This window comes from Chitinophaga sp. CB10 (assembly GCA_001870995.2).
Classification (GTDB): domain Bacteria; phylum Bacteroidota; class Bacteroidia; order Chitinophagales; family Chitinophagaceae; genus Chitinophaga.
In genome coordinates this window covers 361290-383351 of sequence record MLAV02000003.1, presented here as the reverse complement: position 1 = coordinate 383351, position 22062 = coordinate 361290, and the positions used below count along the sequence as shown (strand labels likewise).

Below are 22062 nucleotides of genomic sequence, written 5' to 3'. Positions count from 1 at the left end.
CCTTTAGAATCCAACTTTTAAGGAGAATGTAAATTGTCTTGGTAATGGCATCGCCACACCTCCGGAAGTAAAGAACTCCGGATCCTGACCTTTCAGCTTCTTGTCGGCATATACCAGCCAGAGGTTATTACCCTGCAGCTTCACTGAAATGTTATTGGCACGTATCAGCTTAGCCACGTTGGCTGGCAGGTTGTACGCGAGGGACAGTTGTTTCAGTCGTACAAAGCTGCCATCTGCTACGCGGCCTGAGGTATAGTTATAAACGGTATAGGGATAAACGGAACCAATTTTATTACGGGTAACGTAATCGGCGATAGACGGTACGTTGGTAATAGTTTCATCCAATGGTAAAGTCCACCTGTCCAGGAACTCTTTAGGCATCGCGTTCGCATCGGAATAGTTGAGTGCGAATTCGTTGTTCAGCCTGATCTTGTTTCCTGCCTGGTATGAGAAGAAGAAGTTGAGGATAAAACCTTTGTAGCTGAAGGTATTGTTCCAGCCACCGGTAATGGTTGGATCTACGGAACCTTCATAGATCAGGTAATCCTTGTTGGTGCTTTGTACATATACGCCGCTGGCCACGTTACCTGATTCATCGATGAATGTAGGCTTACCATTTTCATCCAGGCCCTGGAAGTTGATAGAATAAAGGCCACGCACCGCATGCCCTTCCATCGCGCCACCTTCAGGAATAATCAGGTCGTAGATGCGGGGTTTGCTTTTCAGGTTGGTGATTTTATTCTTATTATAACCGAAGGTCAGGTTGGTAGACCAGTTGAACTGTTTGGTTTTTATCACCCGGCCACCGATGGTCAACTCAGCGCCATGGGACTTCATATCCGCATAGTTTGCCTGTTTGGTGCCTTCGCCACCGATGCCGGAAGTACGCATGCTGCTGATCAGGTCAAACCCGTTTCTTTGGTAGATATCCGCAGAGATGCTGAGCTTATCGCCCCAGAAGCCTGCGTCCACACCAATGTTTCCTTCATATTGCTTTTCCCAGGTCAACTCTGAGTTTTCCAGGTTCCGGATTTCAATACGCGGCTCGAGTTCGGACTGGCGCGGGCGGATGGCAGAGCTGTTTTGGAATACCACGGAAGAGTTGGTAGCGCTACCAATGCTGGCGGTAAGACCATAGGATGCACGGAGCTTCAGGAAGCTGATATTGCGTTTATCCTTGAGGAATTCTTCCTGGTCGAGGTTCCATGCACCGCTCACCGTCCATGTTGGCAGCCAGCGTGCATTCCTGGATTTACCCATGCGGTTGGAACCATCGTAACGTACGGTTCCGTTGAATACGTATTTACCATCGTAGGAATAGCTGGCATTAGCGAAGAGGGACAGGTATCTGTCGTACTGCTTTTCCATTCCATAGTAGTTATAACCACTTTCGAGGAACATCTTTATGACACGGTAATCCGTGAACGGCGTACCGCCTTTATCGTACTGGTAACCGAAACCATTGTTGAAGGTGCTCTGGCGGTCAGTGTATTTAACCTCCTGACCTACGAACGCATTAACCAGGTGTTTTTCGTTGAAGGTGTGCTTATAATCCAGCTGGTTTCTTACGTAGTAGTTTACCAGTTTGTCGTCGTTCTTGTTATAGAAACCGCCATAAGGCAGGGTAGGCACTTTTACTGTGATTTCAGGATGATCCGGATCCAGGTAGAGGAACCTGTTATTTGCTGCTACGGTAGCATTAGGCATGTACCTGTAGGCTTCCGCCATATTGGAATGTTCGGTGATGATGTTTTCGCGGGTAGTTTTCACGAAGCGCATCGCGCCGAGCGTTCTGAAGTTAAAATCATTGGAGATTTTATATGCGAGTTCGCCCTGGATCTTGGTATCCAGCATATCCAGGTTGATGTAGTTGTTTTCCAGTTCGTGGAGGATATTGAACGGCGCGTAGTTCCTGTTGAAATATTCCAGTTCCCCGTTTTCATCGTAAGCAGTGAGCGTACGGCTGGTATTCAGGGCAAAGCTGTACGGGTTGATATCGAAGTCGCGGGTGTACACGCCTTCTACCACGTTGCTGGAGCGGCCCTGTGTGCCGGGTGCGCGCTGCTGCCTGATGGATCCGTTCACAATTACGTTGGCGGTAAGCCTGTTGGTGATATTGTAGTTACCGCGGAGGTTAGCCGTATAACGGCTTACGCGGTCGGCAATAGACCAGCCGTTGTCATTATAATAACCCAGTGAAACGTAGTGTTGGGATTTTTCAGAACCGGAGGAAATACTCAGGGAGTGTTCCTGCACAAAGGAGTTTTTAAACAACAGGCCGAACCAGTCAGTATTGGCTTTCGCGTAGCGTTCCAGGAAGGCGGCACGTGCCTCCGGCGTGTTCTCCAGGGCAAATTTACCTGTAACGGGATCGTATTCCTTCAGCAGGCGGTACATCTTCGCATAAACACCTCCTGTATTTTCATTAGCGATGTTGGAAGTCAGGTTGCCTTTCCGGTACATTTCCGCGTAAACGGACATCTGGTCCGCAGAGTTCATGATGTTGAACGTGCTGTAGTCCGGTTTGAGGAAAGTGGAAAAGTTGCCGCTGTAGTTCACCTGGGTGGAGCCTGCGCGGCCTTTCTTGGTTGTGATTACCACCACCCCGTTCATAGCGCGGGCGCCGTACTGGGCGGTAGCCGCCGCATCTTTCAGAATAGTAAAGGATTCGATATCATCCGCATTGATGCCGGCAACGGAGGAGCTGATGAGGGTGAGTGCATCCCCGCTGGAGAGCTGGTCGTTGCTGATATTTACGATATCTTCCAGTACTACGTTATCCACCACCCACAGCGGTTTGTTTTCACCGGTGATGGAGGTGGCGCCTCTGACGCGGATTTTAGGGGCTGCGCCGAAGGTACCGGACACATTTTGAACGGATACCCCGGCCACTTTACCTTCCAGCATGCGGGAAACGTCGAGAATACCATCCTGCTTAACGTCAGCGCCGGAGATATTGGTCACGGAACCGGTAAAGAGTTTTTTGGCTACGTTCTGGTAACCGGTGATCACCACTTCCCCCAGTCCGGAAACGTTATCTTCCAGGACGATGTTGAAGCTGGCGCGATCGCCCACGGTTACGGTCTGGGATTTGAATCCCATAAAGTTAAATACCAGTACGTCTTCGGCCTTTGCGGAGATGGAAAACCGGCCATCGCCGTCAGTGATAACGCCTTTAGACTGTCCTTTAACCAGTACGGATACACCGGGCAGGGGACTCCCTTTTTTATCCGTGACGCGGCCGGTGCGCTTTTCCTGTTGAAAGGCGGAAGTATTTTGCATTTGCGCAGGTGTTTCCCTTAGTTTAAGGATGATGGTTTTAGCCACCATTTCATAGTCTACGGGCTGGTCTTTGAGTACCAGCTCCATAAAGTCGTTTAAGGGAACATCCTTTGCGTTAATGGAGATTTCATGGGAGCGCTGCAGCACTTCCTTTTTATAGAACACGAGGTATCCCGTTTGTTTTTCAATCGCGGAAAACACCCGTTGCAGGCTAACCCGCTGGCCGGTAAATGAAACATGCTGCGCTTTCACTTCAGCCGCAACCTGCATGATAGATACCAGGAAGAGCAATGCTGTTAATTTCATTGTAATCAGCAGTTTTTTTAGTCCGGTACCCATACCCTCGTGTGGAATATGCCGTTCTGCCAGAGTTGCCTCCTCGGTGCCGGCGCAGTCCGCCGATCCTTTCCGGAGGCTGTCCGGTGCTACATTTCCGGGCATAGCATACCAACTACAATTAGCATTTTTTTGCATAAATTGCATTAGTTTGATCTGTTTAAATGGTTGTTTAAAAAATTGGTTTCATTCAGCCAGAGGCAGTCAAATCACCTACCGGGAGTGGTCCTAACACTTCCGGTTTTTCTTGACTTTCTGTTTTCTTATCAAATTTTTACTTGTTTGCTAATAGCATTAAGAGGCGACGCTCATTCCCTCACGCGGCAACAGGTCTATCTCATTTTTGGTTGACAGCAGCTTTACTGCTGGTATTGATTGACTAAACACAATTTTTGATTGTTCATTACGGTATTACGATCAACTTTTTTTCATTGGTCAGGTAGCAGTGTACGCCTGCCTGGTTCAAGACTTTGATGACTTCTGAAAGCATCAGATTCCGGCTGATTTTCCCCCCGAACTCTATATCCACAGGTACATTTTTCTGTATTTCCGTTTCGATCCCGTACCAGCGGGTAAGTTGCCGCATCAGCATGGTCAGGTCGTTTTCTTCGAAATCGAAGTACCCGTTTTTCCAGGCTGTTACGTTATCTGCATTTACGTGCAGGACGGTGATCTTACTGTTTTCATGTATGGCAGCCTGTTGGTCCGGCTTCAGCATTTCCTTTTGAACAGGGGTGCCGGCCGACACCATGACGGCGCCGCTGATGAGCGTCACTTTTGTGGCGCTTTCATCCGGGTAGGCGTTAATGTTAAAGTCGGTTCCCAGTACATCCACTGTTCCTTCGTGCTGGCCATCGCTTTGGATGGTCACCCGGAAGGGGTGGTTATGATCCTGGGCTACCTGCATGTACACCTCACCGGTAACGGTTACTTCGCGGTTGTTGCCGGCGAAGTAGGTGGGGTATTGGATGGAGCTTGCGGCGTTGAGCCATACCAGGGTACCGTCCGGCAGCACGACTTTAAATTGTCGCCCGATCGGGGTAGACAGCGTATTCTGCTGCGGTTCCCCGTTTTGCCGGTCATGCTTTCCATAACCGATTTTACCACTGTCGAGTACAATACTGGCCCCGTTCTGCACGGCTATGAGGCCGTTTCCGGCACTGTCGAGTACTACCTGCGACCCGTCACCGAGGGTAAGGATGGCGCCGGCTTTTCCTGGGGCAACATTTACATGCTGAGCTACAGTAGCAGGTTTAGATTTGCTGTCTTTAAGTAGCCACCAGGCGCCGGCGCCGAGCAACAGTACAGCTGCCGCGGCAGCGCTCCACCTTCGTATATTAAGTACTCTCGCAGGTTTACGCAGTGCTTCGAATGTCGACTCATCCAGGGCGGCCTCAATCATGGCTATACGACGTGTATCAGCCGAAGGCTGGGCGGTGAGTTCAGGAAACAAATCGCTATACTTATCAAGTACTGCCAGCTTTTCCTCCATAGCGGCGTTATCAAGCCAATGGCGGAAGGCGAGGTAATCCTGCTCTGAGTAATTACCGGCGGTATAGTCTTTCAAAAAAGCGTATAGTTGTTCCTGAGTCATATCCTGGAATGTGTTTCCGGAATAAGGACGTTTGAGGAAAGCGAAAGGACACGCCGGTCCAAAAAAATTTTTTTTAGAAAATGGAAAATGTGGGGATGGAGAGCAGGAACACGATAAAAAGGTGGCTATCTTTTTCTTCGAAGCATTGGCGCACCAGTTTCTGGGCTTTATAGAGCTGGTTTTTTACGCCGGATTTGGAAATATGCAGTTCGGCGGCAATTTCGTCCAGGCTCATACCTTTTTCCACGCTAAGCCGGAAAACGTGCTGGCATTGGGTGGGAAGCGCGGCTATTTGTTGCTGCACCTTTGCATAAATATAACGATAATGCCATATATCTTCCGGTGTTTCCGCTGTTGTTTTTGTTTGTTGCAGGTCGAGAATTGCGGCCTTTCTGACTTCCAGATGGCGTAGATGGTCGAGCAAGCGGTTGCGGGCTGCCCTGGCCACGTAGCTTCTGAAAGAGGTGACGGTGCTGAGTTTATCCCGTTGTTCCCAAATGCGGACGAAAACATCCTGGATCACTTCGTCGGCCTCATCTTCGGAGTTGGTAAACAGGCGGATATATTGCGTTACAGCATCCAGGTAGTGGGAGTACAGGCTGGTGAATGCTTCACGGTTTCCTTGTGAGGCTAGGATAATTAGATGTGGTTCGTTATATAAAGCTTTAGTTGACAAAATGGCGATACTACAATTTCCGGACAACGGCACTTCTGGCCTGAGCTAAAGCTAAGGATTTTTTTGATGGGGTGCAATGGGGGAGGGGGATTATTGTTTTGGGACTTTTTTTGAAGCTGTCGAACCGAGCTTATGGATACCATTATGGTTGTTGGCGTCCGAAAATTTCCTTGCCTTTCTGTGGCTATATACCCTGGTTTTAACGCGGTTTGAACTTAAAAGATTTGAGAGCCGGTATAATTGGGTATGAAAGCATACTAGCACAGCATTATGGCGAATAAAAAATTAAAAAGCGGCCTTTGTTAGACCGCTATAAATTATTTCTTTGTTTGCATTTCCAGTTCTTTAATTCGCTGCTCCTGGGCATTAATACGTTTTTCCTGGCCGATGATATAGCGTGTAAGCTCTTCGATCTTTTTGAGTAGCACGGTTTGCACTTCGCCAACATCGACACCTTCCTTACTGGCTACTGACTTGTAACTGTGTATTCATTGGAATAAAAGCCACGGGCGTCGCCAGGGATGATATTGATGTAATCCAGAAAAACATCAGTTGTGCCTGGCGCAAAGTTGAATCCCCGAATTTCTACATCATTTACTGCGTTAGGTAATGTTAATGGCATGGTGATGAGCTGCCATTCGTTACTATTTCTAAACATATTAGCTGTAAGCGCAAGGTACTGATGCCTTCCACCACTGGAAATAACATCCAGGTCCAGTAAACGATTCCCAGAGGTTATTTTCTTCTAATTCTATCGCATTGGAAACGCTCGTACTTCGACAGCTATAATCAACCGCTGAATTGTTTCAAACAAAAAAAGGCTTTCAGCGCATCGCACTAAAAGCCTCAAAAAATCCGTGCTCCCAACAGGGCATGATCCTGTGACCCCCTGATTATGAGTCAGGTGCTCTAACCAACTGAGCTATAGGAGCTGTTCCGAAGAACGCAAACCCTCTTTCGAGGGGACGGCAAAATTAATTATTTTATTCAATTAACCTAAAATTATTTTCCACAATGTAACTCACCCCTCTACACTTTACGAAAAACGTGTTTCTTTGCAGTAAATACGCACTTATGCAGGGAATTAAAAATATCATTTTCGACCTTGGCGGGGTTATCCTGAACATCGATTACCAAAAAACCAATGACGCTTTCGTAAAACTGGGCGCGGAAAATTTCCATGAGCTGTATTCCCAGTTTAAAGGCTCCAGTTTGTTCAACGACCTGGAAACCGGCCATGTCACCAATGAAGAGTTCCTCGCTGAAATGCATAAACATCTACCGGAAGGGGTCACTGATGAGCAAATAATTGCTGCCTGGAACGCTATGCTGCTGGATTTCCCCCTGCAGCGCCTCCAATTGCTGCAGCAGCTCCGCCAGCAGTACAATCTGTATCTCCTCAGCAATACCAATGCAATCCATGTGGATCACTTCAATAAAATCCTGATGGAATCCCGGGGTATTCCCTCCCTGGCGGAGTTCTTCGACAAAATCTATTATTCCCACCTCGTGGGCTACCGTAAGCCGGGATCGGAAATTTACCAGGTGGTCCTGGACGAAAATGGGCTGAAAGCGGGAGAAACGGTCTTTATCGACGATACGCTGCCCAATATAGAACCTGCCAAACAATTGGGGATTCATACCATCCACCTGCAGGCGCCTAAAACAATACTCGATATCTTCAAGCCGCTGGCGGTATAAGACATAAAAGAAAAGCCTCACATCTCTGTGAGGTTTTTTTATTTAATTTCTTCAAAATCAATGTAATCTCCTTTGTCGGGCTTCGGGGCCGGACGGGATACCGGCGGCTGTTGCTGTTGCTGCGTACTGTATCCCTGCTGGGCAGCCTGTTGCTGCTCATATTGCTGGCGCATCGCCTCCTGCATGTCCGCCATCTGCCTCCTTACCACCTTGGTAGAGCGGTAAATAGGTATGATGAAGTCAAACACCAGCTTGTAAAGCAACCAGGCAAGAAAAAGATATATAAGCGTCTTCAACATAATGGAGCAAAGGTAGCTGATAATATCTTCCGGCCATAAACATCCCGTTTCATTTTAAGTTTTCTTTAACTTCCGTCACCTAATCAAATTAAACTTTTCAGAAATACGTATAGCCCTTAATAATATATCTCCTTAAAAATTAACTGTTAAATAAAATAAATAGTGCTACAATAAAAATAAAATCCTAATTTTGCGTAGGAAAAATGATTCAAACGAAGGGGACGAGATATCGGCCCCTTCGCGCTTTTTGTATGGCAAACGAACTCGTGATTACAGCAATACGGGAGCTGGCAGAAGGTCTGCTGGCAAACGATCCCGATAACTTTCTGGTGGATATCAGAATAAAACCCACAAATAATATAAAGCTCTTTTTGGATGGGGATAAAGGCGTACCGGTCGATAAACTGGTATCTTTTAACCGAGCCCTCTATGCGCTGCTGGAGGAAAAAGCCCTGTTCCCGGATGGCGACTTCTCCCTGGAAGTTTCTTCCCCCGGGCTGGATGAACCCCTGAAACTGCACAGACAATATCTCAAAAATATTGGCCGAAAAGTGGAAGCCACTTTCCTGGACGGTACTTCCAAAGAAGGAACCCTGACCGCAGTATCAGACGAAGGCTTTACCATCGAAGAAGTAATTGGAAAGAAAAAAGAAAAAAAATCTACCGATATAAAATTCAATGAAATCAAGCATACGAAAGTGTGCATTGTGTTCTAAAATATAATAATTAAACATGGCTAGTATTAACCTGATTGAGTCATTCACCGAGTTTAAGGAGGCGGAAAACATCGACCGCCCTACGCTGATGAAGGTTTTGGAAGATGTGTTCAAGACCCTGCTGAGGAAAAAGTATGGCTCTGATGAGAACTTTGACGTCATTGTAAATACAGAAAAAGGGGACTTGGAGATATTTCGCCGTCGGACCGTAGTGGAAGATGGAGAAGTGGAAGATGAAAATGCGCAAATCGCATATACAGAGGCTACTGCCATCGAAAAAGACCTTGAAATAGGGGAGGAACTCTATGAAGAAGTAGAGATCCTGGACTTCGGACGCCGCGCCATCCTGGCAGCAAAACAAACGCTGTCTGCCCGCATCGGCGACCTCAAAAAGAATATCCTCGTAAAGAAATATGCTGACAAAGCCGGCGAAATTGTAACCGGCGAAGTCTACCAGGTTTGGAAAAAAGAAGTTTTATTGCTTGATGATGAAGGGAATGAATTAATTTTGCCTAAAGCCGAACAAATCCCCACTGATTATTTCAAGAAAGGGGAAAACGTTAGAGCGGTGGTGAAAAAGGTAGAAATGAAGAATAATGCCCCACTCATCATTCTTTCCCGGACACATCCATCCTTCCTGGCTAAATTGCTGGAAATTGAAGTTCCTGAGATCTTTGATGGCCTGATCGTTATTAAGAAAATCGTACGCGAACCAGGTGAAAGAGCCAAAGTAGCCGTTGAATCTTATGACGACCGTATTGACCCGGTAGGCGCCTGCGTGGGTATGAAAGGTAGCCGCATACATGGTATCGTTCGTGAACTCAGAAACGAAAACATCGACATCATTAACTATACTACCAATATCCAACTCCTCATCCAACGCTCCCTGACCCCCGCAAGGATCAGCCGCATGGAAGTGGATATGGAAAATAAATACGCCTCCGTGTACCTGAACCCAGATCAGGTATCCCTGGCCATCGGTAAAAAAGGCGTAAATATCAAACTCGCCTGCGAACTCACCGGATTCGAAATCGACGTATTCCGCGATGAACAACAGGAACAAGCCGAATTTGATATCGATCTGGAAGAATTCTCTGACGAAATCGAAGAATGGATCATAGACGAACTGAAGCGCATAGGTTGTGATACTGCCCGCAGCGTATTGGAGCTGACCACCGAAGAGCTGGTCCGCCGCTCGGATCTTGAAGAAGAGACAGTGCAGGATGTAAGAAGAATATTACAGGAAGAGTTTGACAAAGAATAAAGCCCAGCCAGAACCCTTCCCAGGTAAAGGGCTTATTAGAAGGGGAATTGATTTTTTCGAGTTATTGTTTAAACGTAAAAAAACAACCCGTTTGGAAGAAACGGGAAACAGGGGAGGCCCGAATTACGATATGCCTGAAACAACAAACAACACACCACGATTGCTGGCCGCAGCCAAAGAGTTTAATATTGGTAAAGAAACACTTATAGACTTTCTTTCCAATAAAGGCTTCGATATTGGCGGCTTTGGTTCGCCAAATGCCCGCCTCACGGCTGTTATGTACCAAGCCCTGCAGTCGGAATTCCAACAGGACAAGGCTAACAAGCGCAAAAGCGACCAGATAGCCCTGCCCAAAGGAAGCGTGTTAGAAGCGAAGAAGAAAGAAGCAGAGAAAGAGAAAGGAAACGAGGAAGCGGAAGCTGTGGCTAAAAAGAACACTCCTAAAGAAGAAAAAGAGCCAACTGCTCCAGTAGCAGAAGCACCTAAACCTGAACCTAAACCGGAACCAGTAAAGGAATCTCCTAAACCGGAACCTAAAGCACCCGTTCAGGAAAACCCGCCGGTTAAGGAAAAAGAAAAGGTTGAACCTCCCGTTGCACCACCTCCCCCTGTAGCGGAAGCGCCTAAAACTCAGGCCCCGCCTGCCGAACCGGATGTGGTTAAAACCGAAGCTCCTAAAATTAACGGCCCTCGCGTCATCACTACGATCGACCTCGAGGCGCTCAATCGTGGCGGTAAAAAACCGGCACAGAAAGAACAGCCGAAAACAGAAGCTACGGAACCTAAACCAGCAGCACAGCCTAAGGAACAACCCGCCGCTGATAAAACTGCTGCACAAACGCCTGCTGCCAAATCTGACGCTTCTAAAGCCGCTGAAAAACCAGCCGCACCGCAAGCCGTACAACCGGAAAAACCGGCAGCCAGCACCGAGAAGCCAGCAGAAAAAGCTCCTGAAGCCCCTGCTAAGCCCGCTCAACCTGAGCAATCAGCAAAAACAGATAAAACCGATACGACGACAGATAAAACGGAAAAAGCCGCACCGGTTGAAGATAAACCTTTAGTTAACAAAGTGGAAGAAGTATTACAAGAGGCAAAACCGGCTGCAGCAACCAAACAAACGGTTCCCGTCAAACAACCTGTTGTTAAAGACGAACCTAAAACTACCAACGAGCCCGCCGCCCAGGCTCCTGCTGCACAAAATAATGCGGATGAGCAAGCCGGCGCCGTTATAGAAAACATCCAGGCCGAAAAATTAACCGGCCCTAAAGTAATCGGCAAAATCGAACTGCCGGTACAGTCCGACAGAAGAGATAACAATAAAAGCAATTTCAACAGAGAACGCGAAGAAAAACGTAAACGTAAACGCATTATCGTTGAAAAGAAACCTGAACCTATCCAGCCGCGCGACTTCAAAGACGGCGACCATAAGGAAGGTACAGGCGACCATGCCCGCCACGATCGCCAACACGGCGATAACCGCGGCCAAAACCGCCAGGGCGGCCAGCATGGCGATCGTAACCAACACGGTCAAAACCGCCAGGGCGGCCAACACGGCGGACAAAACCGCCAGGGTGGTCAGCACGGTGGTCAAAACCGTCCGGGCGGACAAAACGCCGGCGGTCAAAACCGTCCGGGTGGCCAACAAGGTGGATTCAACCGCCAGGGTGGTCAGCAAGGCGGCGGATTTAACCGTCAGGGCGGTCAACAGGGCGGCCAGAACAGAGGTAACTTCAACCGCCCGGGTCAGGGTGGTGGATTTAACCGCCATGGCAACAACGCTCCTGATAAACGTACGCCTGAAGAAAAGGAAATCGATAAAAACGAAATCCAGAATAAGATCAAGGAAACAATGGCCAAACTCTCCGGCAATACCCGCGGTAAAAACGTGAAAGCGAAACACCGCCGCGAAAAACGCGAGGAGAGAGCCAATGAAAGAGCTAACCAGAACATGGAGGATAACAAACTCCAGGTAACTGAATTCATCTCCGTGAGCGAACTCGCTAACCTGATGGATGTTAGCTTCGCCGAAGTAATCTCCAAATGTATGGGACTCGGCATCATGGTTTCCATTAACCAACGCCTCGACGCAGAGGTAATCGAACTGGTTGCCGGCGAATTCGGCTATGAAGTGGAATTCATCGGCCTCGACGCCGCCGAAGACTCCGACGAGGAAGAAGTAGCAGATGATCCGGAAAATCTGGAACCTCGCGCTCCGATCGTAACCATCATGGGTCACGTTGACCATGGTAAAACATCCCTGCTCGACTACATCCGTAACGCAAACGTAGTAGCCGGTGAAGCCGGTGGTATCACCCAGCACATCGGCGCCTACCAGGTGACGACCGCAGGCGGTAAGAAAATTACCTTCCTCGATACCCCGGGTCACGAAGCGTTTACCGCGATGCGCGCCCGTGGTGCGAAAGCAGCGGATATCGCAGTAATCGTAGTAGCAGCGGACGACGCCATCATGCCTCAAACCCGTGAAGCGATCTCCCACTCTCAGGCAGCAGGCCTCCCAATGGTATTCGCTATCAACAAAATTGATAAGGATGGCGCCAACCCTGAGAAAATTAAAGAACAACTCGCTGGTATGAACCTCCTGGTGGAAGACTGGGGCGGTAAATACCAAAGCCAGGAAATATCCGCTAAGAGCGGCCTGAATATCGACATCCTCCTGGAGAAAATCCTCCTGGAAGCCGAACTCTTGGAACTCAAAGCCAACCCTAACCGCGAGGCTTCAGGTTCTATCGTGGAAGCTTCCCTGGATAAAGGCCGCGGTTACGTAGCCTCCCTCCTGGTTCAAAACGGTACCCTCCGTCAGGGCGATACCATCGTGTCAGGCTCCTTCTACGGTAAAATCAAAGCCATGTTCAACGAACGTGGCCAGAAAATGGACGAAGCCGGTCCTTCCATGCCAGTGCAGGTACTCGGCCTTAACGGCGCCCCACAGGCAGGTGAGAAATTCAAAATGTACGAAAACGAATCTGAAGCCAAAGAAGTGGCCAACCGCCGCGCTCAGATCGTTCGCGAACAAGGTATCCGTACCAAGAAACACATCACCCTGGATGAAATCGGCCGCCGTCTGGCACTGGGTAACTTTAAACAGCTCAACCTCATCATCAAAGCCGACTTTGATGGTTCCGTGGAAGCGCTGTCCGACTCCCTGCAGAAGCTCTCTACCGAAGAAATCGTTATCAGCATCGTACACAAAGCCGTGGGTCAGATCACCGAATCCGACGTCCTCCTGGCTACTGCTTCCGATGCCATCATCCTCGGTTTCCAGGTACGTCCTTCTTCTCAGGCAGCCAAACTCGCAGAGAAAGAAAACATCGAAATACGCAACTACTCCATCATCTACGATGCGATCGAAGAAATCAAATCCGCGATGGAAGGGATGCTGGAACCAAAAATCGAAAAGAAAGTGGTGTGCAACGTCGAAGTACGCGAAACCTACAAATTCGACAAGGTTACAGTGGCCGGTTGCTTCGTACTCGATGGCAAGCTGACAAGAAATACCCGCGTGAACCTCGTTCGCGATGGTATCGTAGTCTACACCGGCGATCTCGGCTCCCTGAAACGTTATAAAGACGACGTGAAGGAAGTGGCAGCCAACATGGAGTGCGGTCTGAGTATCCGTAACTACAATGACCTCCGCCCGGGAGATATCGTTGAAGGTTTTGAAGAAGTAGAAGTGAAGAGGACTTTATAAGAACTCTCCTGAATAAACTTAAGTGCAGCGAGCCCTACTCGCTGCACTTTTTTTGTGTCAGTCCGCTTTTTCCCCGGCCTGATCTAAACTTTTGTTAAATCCATCGAAATTTAGTAGGGGACTGATCTTTATTTGGTTATTTTTGAACTTTACGAAATTAGTATGAAGAAACTTCTGGCATTATCTGCTATATCGCTCACCATCCTGCAGGCCGTTTCAGCCCAGCAGAAGCTCGTGGCAGATAAAATTATAGGTATAGTAGGGGACAAAATTATCCTGCAATCGGACATGGAAGGGGCTCTCGCCGACCAGCAGCGCAATTCCATCGACGGTAACTTACCGCCCAACGCCGCCTGCAATACCCTGGAAATGCTCATTTCCCAGAAGGTAATGGTACTCCAGGCAGAACGCGACTCCCTTCCCGTAAGCGATGGCGATATTGAAGGCCAGATGGAAAACCGTATCCGCTACTTCGAACAACTCTACGGCGGTAAAGAAAAAATGAAGGAAGTGACCGGCTACACCGTGTACCAGCTTCGCGAACGCTTCCGCACCCCCATCAAGGAAAATCTGCTGGCCCAGGCCATGCGCAATAAAGTAATCGAACAGGTGAAGGTAACCCCTTCCGAAGTAAAACGATTCTTCGACGCCATTCCTAAAGACAGCCTCAAATTCTATGAGTCTGAACTGGAAATCGGCCAGGTAGTAATCACGCCCAAGGCTACCCGCGAAATGGATAACTACGCCATCGAGCGCCTGCAGGAGTTTAAAAGACGCGTGCTGGCTAAAGAGGCCGACTTCGGCTCCCTCGCCATCCTCTACTCCGAAGATCCCGGCGTAAAGGACAACAAAGGCATCTACCCGATGAACCGTAACGATAAAAACACCTGGGACCCGGACTTTATGGCCGCCGCCTTCCGTCTGAAAGAAGGAGAGATCTCCAACCCGGTTAAATCCGCCCATGGTTACCATATCATCCAGATGCTGAAACGCCAGGGCGATAACATCACCGTACAGCACATCCTGATCAAAGCAGCCGTAACCAAGTCCGACCTGGCCAAGGCTACCGAAAAACTGGACTCCGTTCGCAACCAGATCATCGCCGGCAAAATCACTTTTGCCCAGGCTGTTAGCGACTACAGCGATGACCCCTCCGCGAAGTTCACCGGAGGTATGCTGCAGTCCAAAACAGGCGAAGGTACCCTCATCACCATCGATCAGCTGGAAGAACCTTCCGAAAAAGAGATCGTCATGATGCTCGATACCCTCAAACCAGGCGGTATCTCCAAACCTACCGTATTCACCGACGAACAGGGCCATACCGCCGTGCGCATCGTGTACCTGAAAACGCGTACACAGCCCCACCGGGAAAACCTGAACGACGACTACGCACGCATTCAGCAACGCTGCCTCATGATCAAACAGGCAGAAGCAATCAATAAATGGCTCACGGAAAAGATCCCGACATTCTATGTACACGTGGATCCCGAGTACAAAAACTGCGAACATATTAACCAGTGGATGGCTCAGCTCGCCAAACAGTAGCCAATTTTAACTTTTTTGAAAAGCGGCGCGGAGATGATCTCCGCGCCGCTTTTCATTCCGCTCATCCCGTAGTTACGCTCCGATGACGCGAATTAGTTGAAATTGCTGTAACTTTGCATCTTCAATTTTCAGGCATGAGTGATGCGATCAAGCATGAATGCGGACTGGCATTTATAAGATTGAGAAAACCGTTCTCGTATTACCAACAGAAGTATGGAACTGTTTTCTATGGGCTGAACAAATTATATCTGCTCATGGAAAAGCAGCACAACAGGGGCCAGGATGGCGCTGGGGTAGCTGCAGTAAAATTAGACACCGAACCTGGCGTTCCCTTTATGCACCGCGTACGCAGTAGCGCTCCGCAAGCCATCGGCGACGTTTTCGGTAAGATCAGGGACGAAATCCAGGAAATCGAAAAGTATCAACCCGAGATCACCAAGTATCCGGGCCTGATGAAAGGGCATATCAAGTTCCTCGGCGAACTCCTCATGGGTCACCTTCGCTACGCCACTCAAGGCAAAAACAATGTGGAACTCTGCCACCCCTTTGTCAGATACAACACCATCCCTGCCCGCAACCTCGCTATGGCAGGTAACTTTAACCTGGTCAACGCAGATGAACTCTTCAAATTCACAGACGTAAACCCGGGCGAAGTACACAAAAACAGCGACCTCGCTGCGATGCTCGAAACCGTTCACCATTTCCTTTGCAAAGAAGATGAAGTACGCCGCAACGGGCTCGACATCAAACATATCCTCCAACAGGCTTTCTCCTTATTTGATGGCGGTTACCACGCTGCCGGCCTTATCGGCACCGGCGACGCATTCGTGATCCGCGACCCGAACGGCATCCGCCCTTCCTACTACTACATTAATGATGATGTCATCGTAGCCGCCTCCGAAAGAGCTGCTATCCGCACCACCTTTAATGTCGGGGAAAATGAAGTGCTGGAACTGATGCCAGGCCACGCCCTCATCGTTAAACACAACGGGGAATATGCCATCGAAAAAATCCTCGAACCCAAGGAAAGAAAAGCTTGTAGCTTCGAAAGAATCTACTTCTCCAGGGGCAACGACGAAAAGATTTATAAAGAACGTACTGCCCTCGGCCGTAACCTTTCAGGCACCGTACTGAAAGCTATCGACAACGACCTGCGTAATACCATCTTCTCCTTCATACCCAATACCGCGGAAGTAGCCTTCTACGGCCTGCTCAAAGGCCTGGAAGATTACCTCAACAAGATCAAGATCGAGCGTATCCTCTCCTGGGGTAACGACATCGACCAGGAAAAGCTCACCGAAATGGTGAACCGCCGTATCCGGATCGATAAGATCGCGATCAAGGACGTGAAAATGAGAACCTTCATCACCGAAGATTCCAGCCGTAATGAGATGGTGCAGCACGTGTACGACATCACCTACGGTACCGTACGCCCCGGTGTGGATACCCTCGTAGTGATCGATGACTCCATCGTTCGCGGTACCACCCTCAAGGAAAGTATCATCAAAATGCTGGATCGCCTCGGTCCTAAAAAGATCATCATCGTATCCTCCGCGCCGCAGATCAGGTACCCTGACTGCTACGGTATCGATATGAGCAAAATGGGCGACTTCGTAGCCTTCCAGGCTGCCATCGCCCTGCTGAAGGAACAAGGCAAGGAACATATCCTGCAGGAAGCCTACGGCCTCTGTAAAGAACTGGAACGTACCAACACCCTCCACGCCCAAAACGTGGTGAAAAATGTGTACAAACTGTTCACTCCCGAAGAAATCTCCGCTAAAATTGCCCAGATCCTCAACCCTGGCAATATCGGCGCTGAAATCGAAGTGATCTACCAGTCTATCGAAAGCCTCCACGAAGCCTGCCCGAATAACCTGGGCGACTGGTACTTCACCGGTAACTACCCAACGCCGGGCGGTAACCGCGTAGTAAACAAAGCCTTTATGAACTTCATGGAAGGAAAAAACGAAAGAGGTTACTAGTGCAGATAATACACGACTTTATAAAGCAGGAGCGTCCCATGGCGCTCCTGCTTTTTTAAAGTCCCGCATAAAACCATGTCACCCCAAAAAATCCCCCATCCACATAAAATCCATTGGAACACAACATTTTCCGTATTTCTATGTTAATTTTATCTTAAATGAATCTCACAACGATTCCTATTTGCCCCGTTCCTATTAACTTTCTTTAAAAGTATTTACGTAAGTTTTCAGCCCATGAAAACATTGCTACTCATCCGACACGCAAAGTCCAGCTGGAATGATCCCAATACGGACGACTTTGACCGGCCGCTCAATAAAAGGGGAAAGGAAAACGCCCCCGAGATGGCCCAAAGGCTCCTCGATAAAGGAGTAGTGCCCGAATTGATCATCGCCAGCCCTGCCAAAAGAACCCGTACTACCGCCAAACTCATGGCCGACGTATGGCGTTACCCCAAACAGGCCATCCTGCTGGAAGATGAACTGTACCTCTGCTATGCCTCCACCTTCCTCAAAGTGATCACCAGGATAGACGACGACTTCAACGTAGTGGCCATCTTCGCACACAACCCCGGCATTACGGACTTCGCCAATTATTTAACGGAAGAAATCAGGATAGACAACGTACCTACCGCCGGCGTATTCGCAATACAAGCCAATACGGACTCCTGGCAGGAGTTCGATCGCGCTAAAAAATCATTTCTCTTCTTCGATTATCCCCGGAAAGATTAACCTTTCAAAATCTTATCATAAGAGGCAGTAATGCCCTTGATCAGCGATGAACTGAAGCCCTGGTGCTCCATTTCGTTCAGACCTGCAATCGTGCAGCCCTTAGGGGTAGTAACCTTATCAATTTCAGCTTCGGGGTGGGTCTTTTCCCTGATCAGCAGCTCTGCAGCGCCTTTCACCGTTTGCGCCGCAATCAGGCTGGCCGTGCGGGCATCAAACCCGATCTCAATGCCCCCCTGGATATTAGCCCTGATAAAACGAAGCGCATAGGCAATACCGCAGGCGCCCAGCACAGTAGCGGCGTCCATCAGCTTCTCATCGATCGTAACAGCGGCGCCCAGCTGGTTAAACATATCGGTCACAAAGGTCGTTTGCCCGGGGCTAGCATGCTTGAAACTCAGGCAGGTCATAGACTCCTGTATCGCAATGGCGGTATTGGGCATCGCGCGCACCACGGCCATTCCGGGAACAATGCGTTCCAGGTCGTCAATACTGACGCCGGTAACCACGCTGATTAATATCTGCCTGGCGGGGTCAAATACAGCGCTGTATTCCTGCAACACCTCGCGTACATTATACGGCTTCAGGGCAACAATGATCACCTCCGCGCCGCGGATGGCTTTCGCATTATCGTTTTCCACCTGTACGCCCGCTTCCTTCAGGGCAACAAGGGTATCAGTATTACGTTTGGTGATAGTAATGTCTCCGGCCTGTGAAAAACCGCTCTTCAGCAATCCCCGGGCAATGGCCGACCCCAGGTTTCCACCACCTATAATGGCTATCTTCTTGGCTGACATAAAAAAGGTTTACATTATAAATCCTCAGAAAGGTAAAACAAATGCTCCATTGATGCAAAAAGTCGGCATTGCAGTATATTGCATCAATGGGCGCATCACAAAAAGCAGCAGCGTTTTTCGCACGGATACAGGAAGCAGCCAATACCCCGCAGCCGGCCGGTAAGCTCCGGCTCTATAAGCTCATACTGGAAAGCCTTTTCCGTGACCTCACCCGGCAGGAACACCGCTCCTTCGGCAACCTCTTTGCCCGGATGCAGTTCTATTTCGATAAAGAAACCGTCCCGCCGGACATCCAACAGCAGCTGACCGCGCTGCGCATTATAACGGCCAGGCATACACGCACCATGCAGCCCTTACAGGAAGAGGAACATACCCTCTGCATTAAAGCCCTGGCAGAGGCGGTGGCCTGGTGCTATTCCGCCACCGTGCCCCTGCGCCTGTCCGAAGCCTATTACGACGCCGGTACCAAATCTCTCGCCCGGAATATCAATAACCAACCCGCCAGTATCCTTTCCCTGAAATGCATGGTGATGGCCGTAGGCCCACTGGTTACTGACAAGCAGGGGAGGTACGCCTGTGTTTTGCTGGTAAAAAATGATGAGTTGGGAGAGATTCACCTCTCCTTAAAGGAAATGGACCCGTCCTCCGTGATAGCCTTACACGGGCGCCTCCGACGCTACGATTCCCTCCATGTGATACATTGCCGCCGGGAGGATCCGGATGAAGCACAGCCGCCTTTATACAGCACCACCGCGGAGAGCCAGGTTGTGCTGGAACCCGACCTCCTGATTGATATCAGCGACCTGGCAGAATGCTTCAACCACAAAGGGGTGAATAAATTGCTCTACCTGGTGAAGAAGCTGGTACCGCAAACATCCAGCCCTGCGGCTTTTAAAGGTAACCTCGTGAATGCGCTCCTGGATGAAATGTTGCGCAACAGGGCCATAGACTTCAAGACCTCCTTCCGGGAAGCCGTAGCGGATAATGTACTGCAGGCCGCCGCATACGGCCGGGAGAAGATCAATGAAATGTTCCGGGATATCCGGGACTCCCACTGGGGCAACCTGCACCAAACCGTGCGGGACCTCGAGGATAAACCCCTGCGCATAGAGCCTACCTTTTTCTCCTCCGTCTACGGCATACAGGGGCGGTTGGATATCATGGCGGAAGACGATGCTGATCCGAACCGGAAAGAAATTTTTGAACTGAAAAGCGGAAAGGCCCCGGACTTCAATACCTGGAAAAACCACGAAATGCAGGTAGTGGGCTATAACCTGTTATTACGGTCTGCGTTTGGCCGTAAACGTAAGGGCAGCAGCGCCATCCTGTATTCCGCCGCGCAGGCGGAGCCCCTCCGGAACGTAAGCAGTACCCGCGCCAGCGAAAATGCCCTGCTGCAACTCCGCAACGAAGTCGTAGCCATGCTGCTGCGGCTCGCCGCCGGGGAATACGACGTATTATCCACTATCAACAGTACGGCCGCCGCCGGCCTGCCTTCCTTCAGTATGGAGCCTTTCATGGCCTTCGAAAAAGCCTGGAACGAAGCGCCGGACATCGCCAAAACCTATTATAAAACATTCCTCTCCTTCATCCTCCGGGAATTTCTCCAGGCCAAATGCGGCATGTTCTCCGAAGTGCACCGGGAAGACGATGCCGACGGCTTCGCCGCCCTGTGGCTGCAACAGGAGGACGAAAAGGCCGACCGGTTCAACATTATTCCCGGGCTGCGGTTCCGCGAGTTCGACAGCACCAGCAGCTCCGTCATTTTTGATATAGCCGCCACCGTTAGTCATAATTTCAGGGTAGGGGACACGGCAATCATCTACGCCAGAACGGGCCCGGAACTTGCGCCGTTGCAGCAGGAGCTGCTGAAAGGCCGTATCGATGAACTGGGCAGGGACTACCTCGTCTTCTCCCTGAATAACCGGCAGATGACCCTGGATTTCTTCCGGCAGCACGAGGAATGGATCATTGAACACGATATCTACGAGTCCAACTACTGGATGGCCGCATCCTCCCTGTTTTACATGCTGGCCCCGCAATACCGCCACAAGGCGGAAACCCTGTTAGGGCTCAGAGCGCCCCGTACCCGCGAGCTGGACGTGCCGCTGCCGCCCATGTTCAACGCCAACCAGGAAGCCATTGTCCGTAACGCCTTACAGGCGGAGGATTACTACCTCCTGCAAGGGCCTCCCGGCACGGGTAAAACCTCCGCTATGCTGACCACCATGGCGGGAGAGCTGGTCCGCAGGAACAACCACGTGGTCATCGTGGCCTTTACCAATAAGGCGGTAGAGGAAATCTGCCTCAGGCTGGACGCGAAAGAACTCCCTTATCTCCGGATGGGCGGGCGCAATACTCCCTCCGCTATTAAACTGAAAGAGCTGTGCATGAACGGCTCCCTGGACGATGCCCGGCAGTTCATTACCAGTCACCGCATATTTGTAGGCACGGTCGCCACCATGGCCACCAGGCTGGACCTCCTGATCACGATGGGCATCCCCATGGATGTGCTGATCGCCGATGAAGCCTCCCAGCTCACAGAGCCGCAATTGTTAGGACTGCTGATGCCTTTCCGGAAGTTCATCCTCATCGGGGATCAGAACCAGCTGCCGCCCGTGGTGGCGCAGGAGAGCTACTTCTGCGAAACCCGGGATGAAGACCTGCGCCAGCTGGGGATTGCCGACCTGCGTTGTTCCATCTTCGAGCGACTGATGCAGCGATGCAAGCAACAGCGCTGGGAACACGCCTGGGGAATGCTCAATACCCATTTCAGGATGCACGAAAGCATCGCAAGTCTGGTGAACCCGTACTATGCCGGGCAGCTTACTGCCGGGTGCATAGCGCAACAGGAACATTTTGCCCCTGACGCGGGAGATAATGCATGGGACAGGCTTTTATCTCTCGGCAGAAAAATATTTATACCCAGCCCCTATGAGCCAACTTCCAAAATGAACAGCACGGAAGCCGCGCGGGTGGCTGACCTGCTCCGGTACCTCAAACGGCGCCATGGCCCCGCATTCACAAAAGATACGGTGGGAGTGGTCACGCCCTGGCGCACGCAGATCAGCCTGATCAGGGAGCTGATTGCGGACGATCCGGACCTGCAGGCCGTGAATATTGATACAGTGGAGCGCTTCCAGGGATCGGAAAATGATATCATCATTGTTTCGCTGGCGGTGTACCACACGGGGCAGGTGCAAACATTGCAGTGCCTGGGCCGGTTTCACTGGAACAGCGAGCAGATTGAAGTAGACCGGAAGCTGCTGGTAACGTTATCGCGTGCACGAAAACAGGTGATTATGATGGGGTATGAGCCGGTCTTACAGGAGAGCGACCATTACAGGAGGATACTGGGAGAGATGGTAAAGGCCGAGGCAGGAACACTCGTAAGTGCCTGAAAATAAAAAAGATAACAAAGGCCACACTAAAGTA

The 22062-nt window shown here is 50.0% G+C and carries 13 protein-coding genes and 1 tRNA gene; 8 read left to right on the top strand and 6 right to left on the bottom strand.

Going from position 1 to position 22062, the window contains the following annotated elements; genetic code table 11:
• Positions 1 to 3: 3 nt before the first annotated feature.
• The 4 genes from BOC67_RS07015 to BOC67_RS07000 all read right to left on the bottom strand — a co-directional run bounded on the left by BOC67_RS07015 (position 4) and on the right by BOC67_RS07000 (position 6820).
• Complete coding sequence (locus BOC67_RS07015) at positions 4 to 3588, bottom strand: SusC/RagA family TonB-linked outer membrane protein (RefSeq protein ID WP_291908647.1); 3585 nt, start codon at positions 3586 to 3588, stop codon at positions 4 to 6.
• A 433-nt stretch (positions 3589 to 4021) separates the two neighbouring features.
• Positions 4022 to 5212 (bottom strand): FecR family protein, encoded by a 1191-nt coding sequence (locus BOC67_RS07010; protein WP_291908644.1) that lies wholly within the window; start codon positions 5210 to 5212, stop codon positions 4022 to 4024.
• A 73-nt stretch (positions 5213 to 5285) separates the two neighbouring features.
• On the bottom strand, positions 5286 to 5888 hold the full coding sequence (locus BOC67_RS07005) for an RNA polymerase sigma factor (RefSeq protein WP_291908642.1): 603 nt from the start codon (positions 5886 to 5888) through the stop codon (positions 5286 to 5288).
• 858 nt (positions 5889 to 6746) lie between these two features.
• Positions 6747 to 6820: transfer RNA gene (locus BOC67_RS07000), tRNA-Ile, on the bottom strand.
• A 142-nt stretch (positions 6821 to 6962) separates the two neighbouring features.
• Between BOC67_RS07000 and BOC67_RS06995 the strand changes: the two genes are divergently transcribed.
• On the top strand, positions 6963 to 7589 hold the full coding sequence (locus BOC67_RS06995; RefSeq protein WP_291908640.1) for an HAD family phosphatase: 627 nt from the start codon (positions 6963 to 6965) through the stop codon (positions 7587 to 7589).
• 38 nt (positions 7590 to 7627) lie between these two features.
• Here BOC67_RS06995 and BOC67_RS06990 read toward each other — a convergent pair whose 3' ends face one another.
• Positions 7628 to 7888: a DUF4834 family protein gene (locus tag BOC67_RS06990; RefSeq protein ID WP_291908638.1), complete on the bottom strand. Its 261-nt coding sequence runs from the start codon at positions 7886 to 7888 to the stop codon at positions 7628 to 7630.
• 251 nt (positions 7889 to 8139) lie between these two features.
• Here BOC67_RS06990 and rimP point away from each other — a divergent pair, with 251 nt between their 5' ends.
• The 6 genes from rimP (at position 8140) to BOC67_RS06960 (ending at position 17833) form a co-directional block, all read left to right on the top strand.
• A complete protein-coding gene (gene rimP / locus BOC67_RS06985; RefSeq protein ID WP_291908636.1) occupies positions 8140 to 8604 on the top strand; it encodes a ribosome maturation factor in 465 nt (154 codons plus the stop codon).
• 16 nt (positions 8605 to 8620) lie between these two features.
• A complete protein-coding gene (gene nusA, locus BOC67_RS06980) occupies positions 8621 to 9868 on the top strand; it encodes a transcription termination factor NusA (protein ID WP_291908634.1) in 1248 nt (415 codons plus the stop codon).
• A 91-nt stretch (positions 9869 to 9959) separates the two neighbouring features.
• Positions 9960 to 13577, top strand: a complete 3618-nt coding sequence (gene infB, locus BOC67_RS06975; RefSeq protein WP_291908633.1) for a translation initiation factor IF-2 — start codon at positions 9960 to 9962, stop codon at positions 13575 to 13577.
• 162 nt (positions 13578 to 13739) lie between these two features.
• Complete coding sequence (locus BOC67_RS06970; protein ID WP_291908631.1) at positions 13740 to 15122, top strand: peptidylprolyl isomerase; 1383 nt, start codon at positions 13740 to 13742, stop codon at positions 15120 to 15122.
• 254 nt (positions 15123 to 15376) lie between these two features.
• Positions 15377 to 17104: an amidophosphoribosyltransferase gene (locus BOC67_RS06965; RefSeq protein WP_291908629.1), complete on the top strand. Its 1728-nt coding sequence runs from the start codon at positions 15377 to 15379 to the stop codon at positions 17102 to 17104.
• Positions 17105 to 17338: 234 nt separating this feature from the next.
• Complete coding sequence (locus tag BOC67_RS06960; RefSeq protein ID WP_291908627.1) at positions 17339 to 17833, top strand: histidine phosphatase family protein; 495 nt, start codon at positions 17339 to 17341, stop codon at positions 17831 to 17833.
• On the opposite strand, the gene proC is transcribed toward BOC67_RS06960, so the two are convergent.
• The gene (gene proC / locus BOC67_RS06955) at positions 17830 to 18627 is read right to left on the bottom strand and encodes a pyrroline-5-carboxylate reductase (protein ID WP_291908625.1); all 798 of its coding nucleotides are present in this window, start codon (positions 18625 to 18627) and stop codon (positions 17830 to 17832) included. The genes BOC67_RS06960 and proC overlap by 4 nt on opposite strands.
• An 86-nt stretch (positions 18628 to 18713) precedes the next feature.
• Between proC and BOC67_RS06950 the strand changes: the two genes are divergently transcribed.
• Positions 18714 to 22028: a DEAD/DEAH box helicase gene (locus BOC67_RS06950; RefSeq protein WP_291908623.1), complete on the top strand. Its 3315-nt coding sequence runs from the start codon at positions 18714 to 18716 to the stop codon at positions 22026 to 22028.
• Positions 22029 to 22062 lie beyond the last annotated feature (34 nt).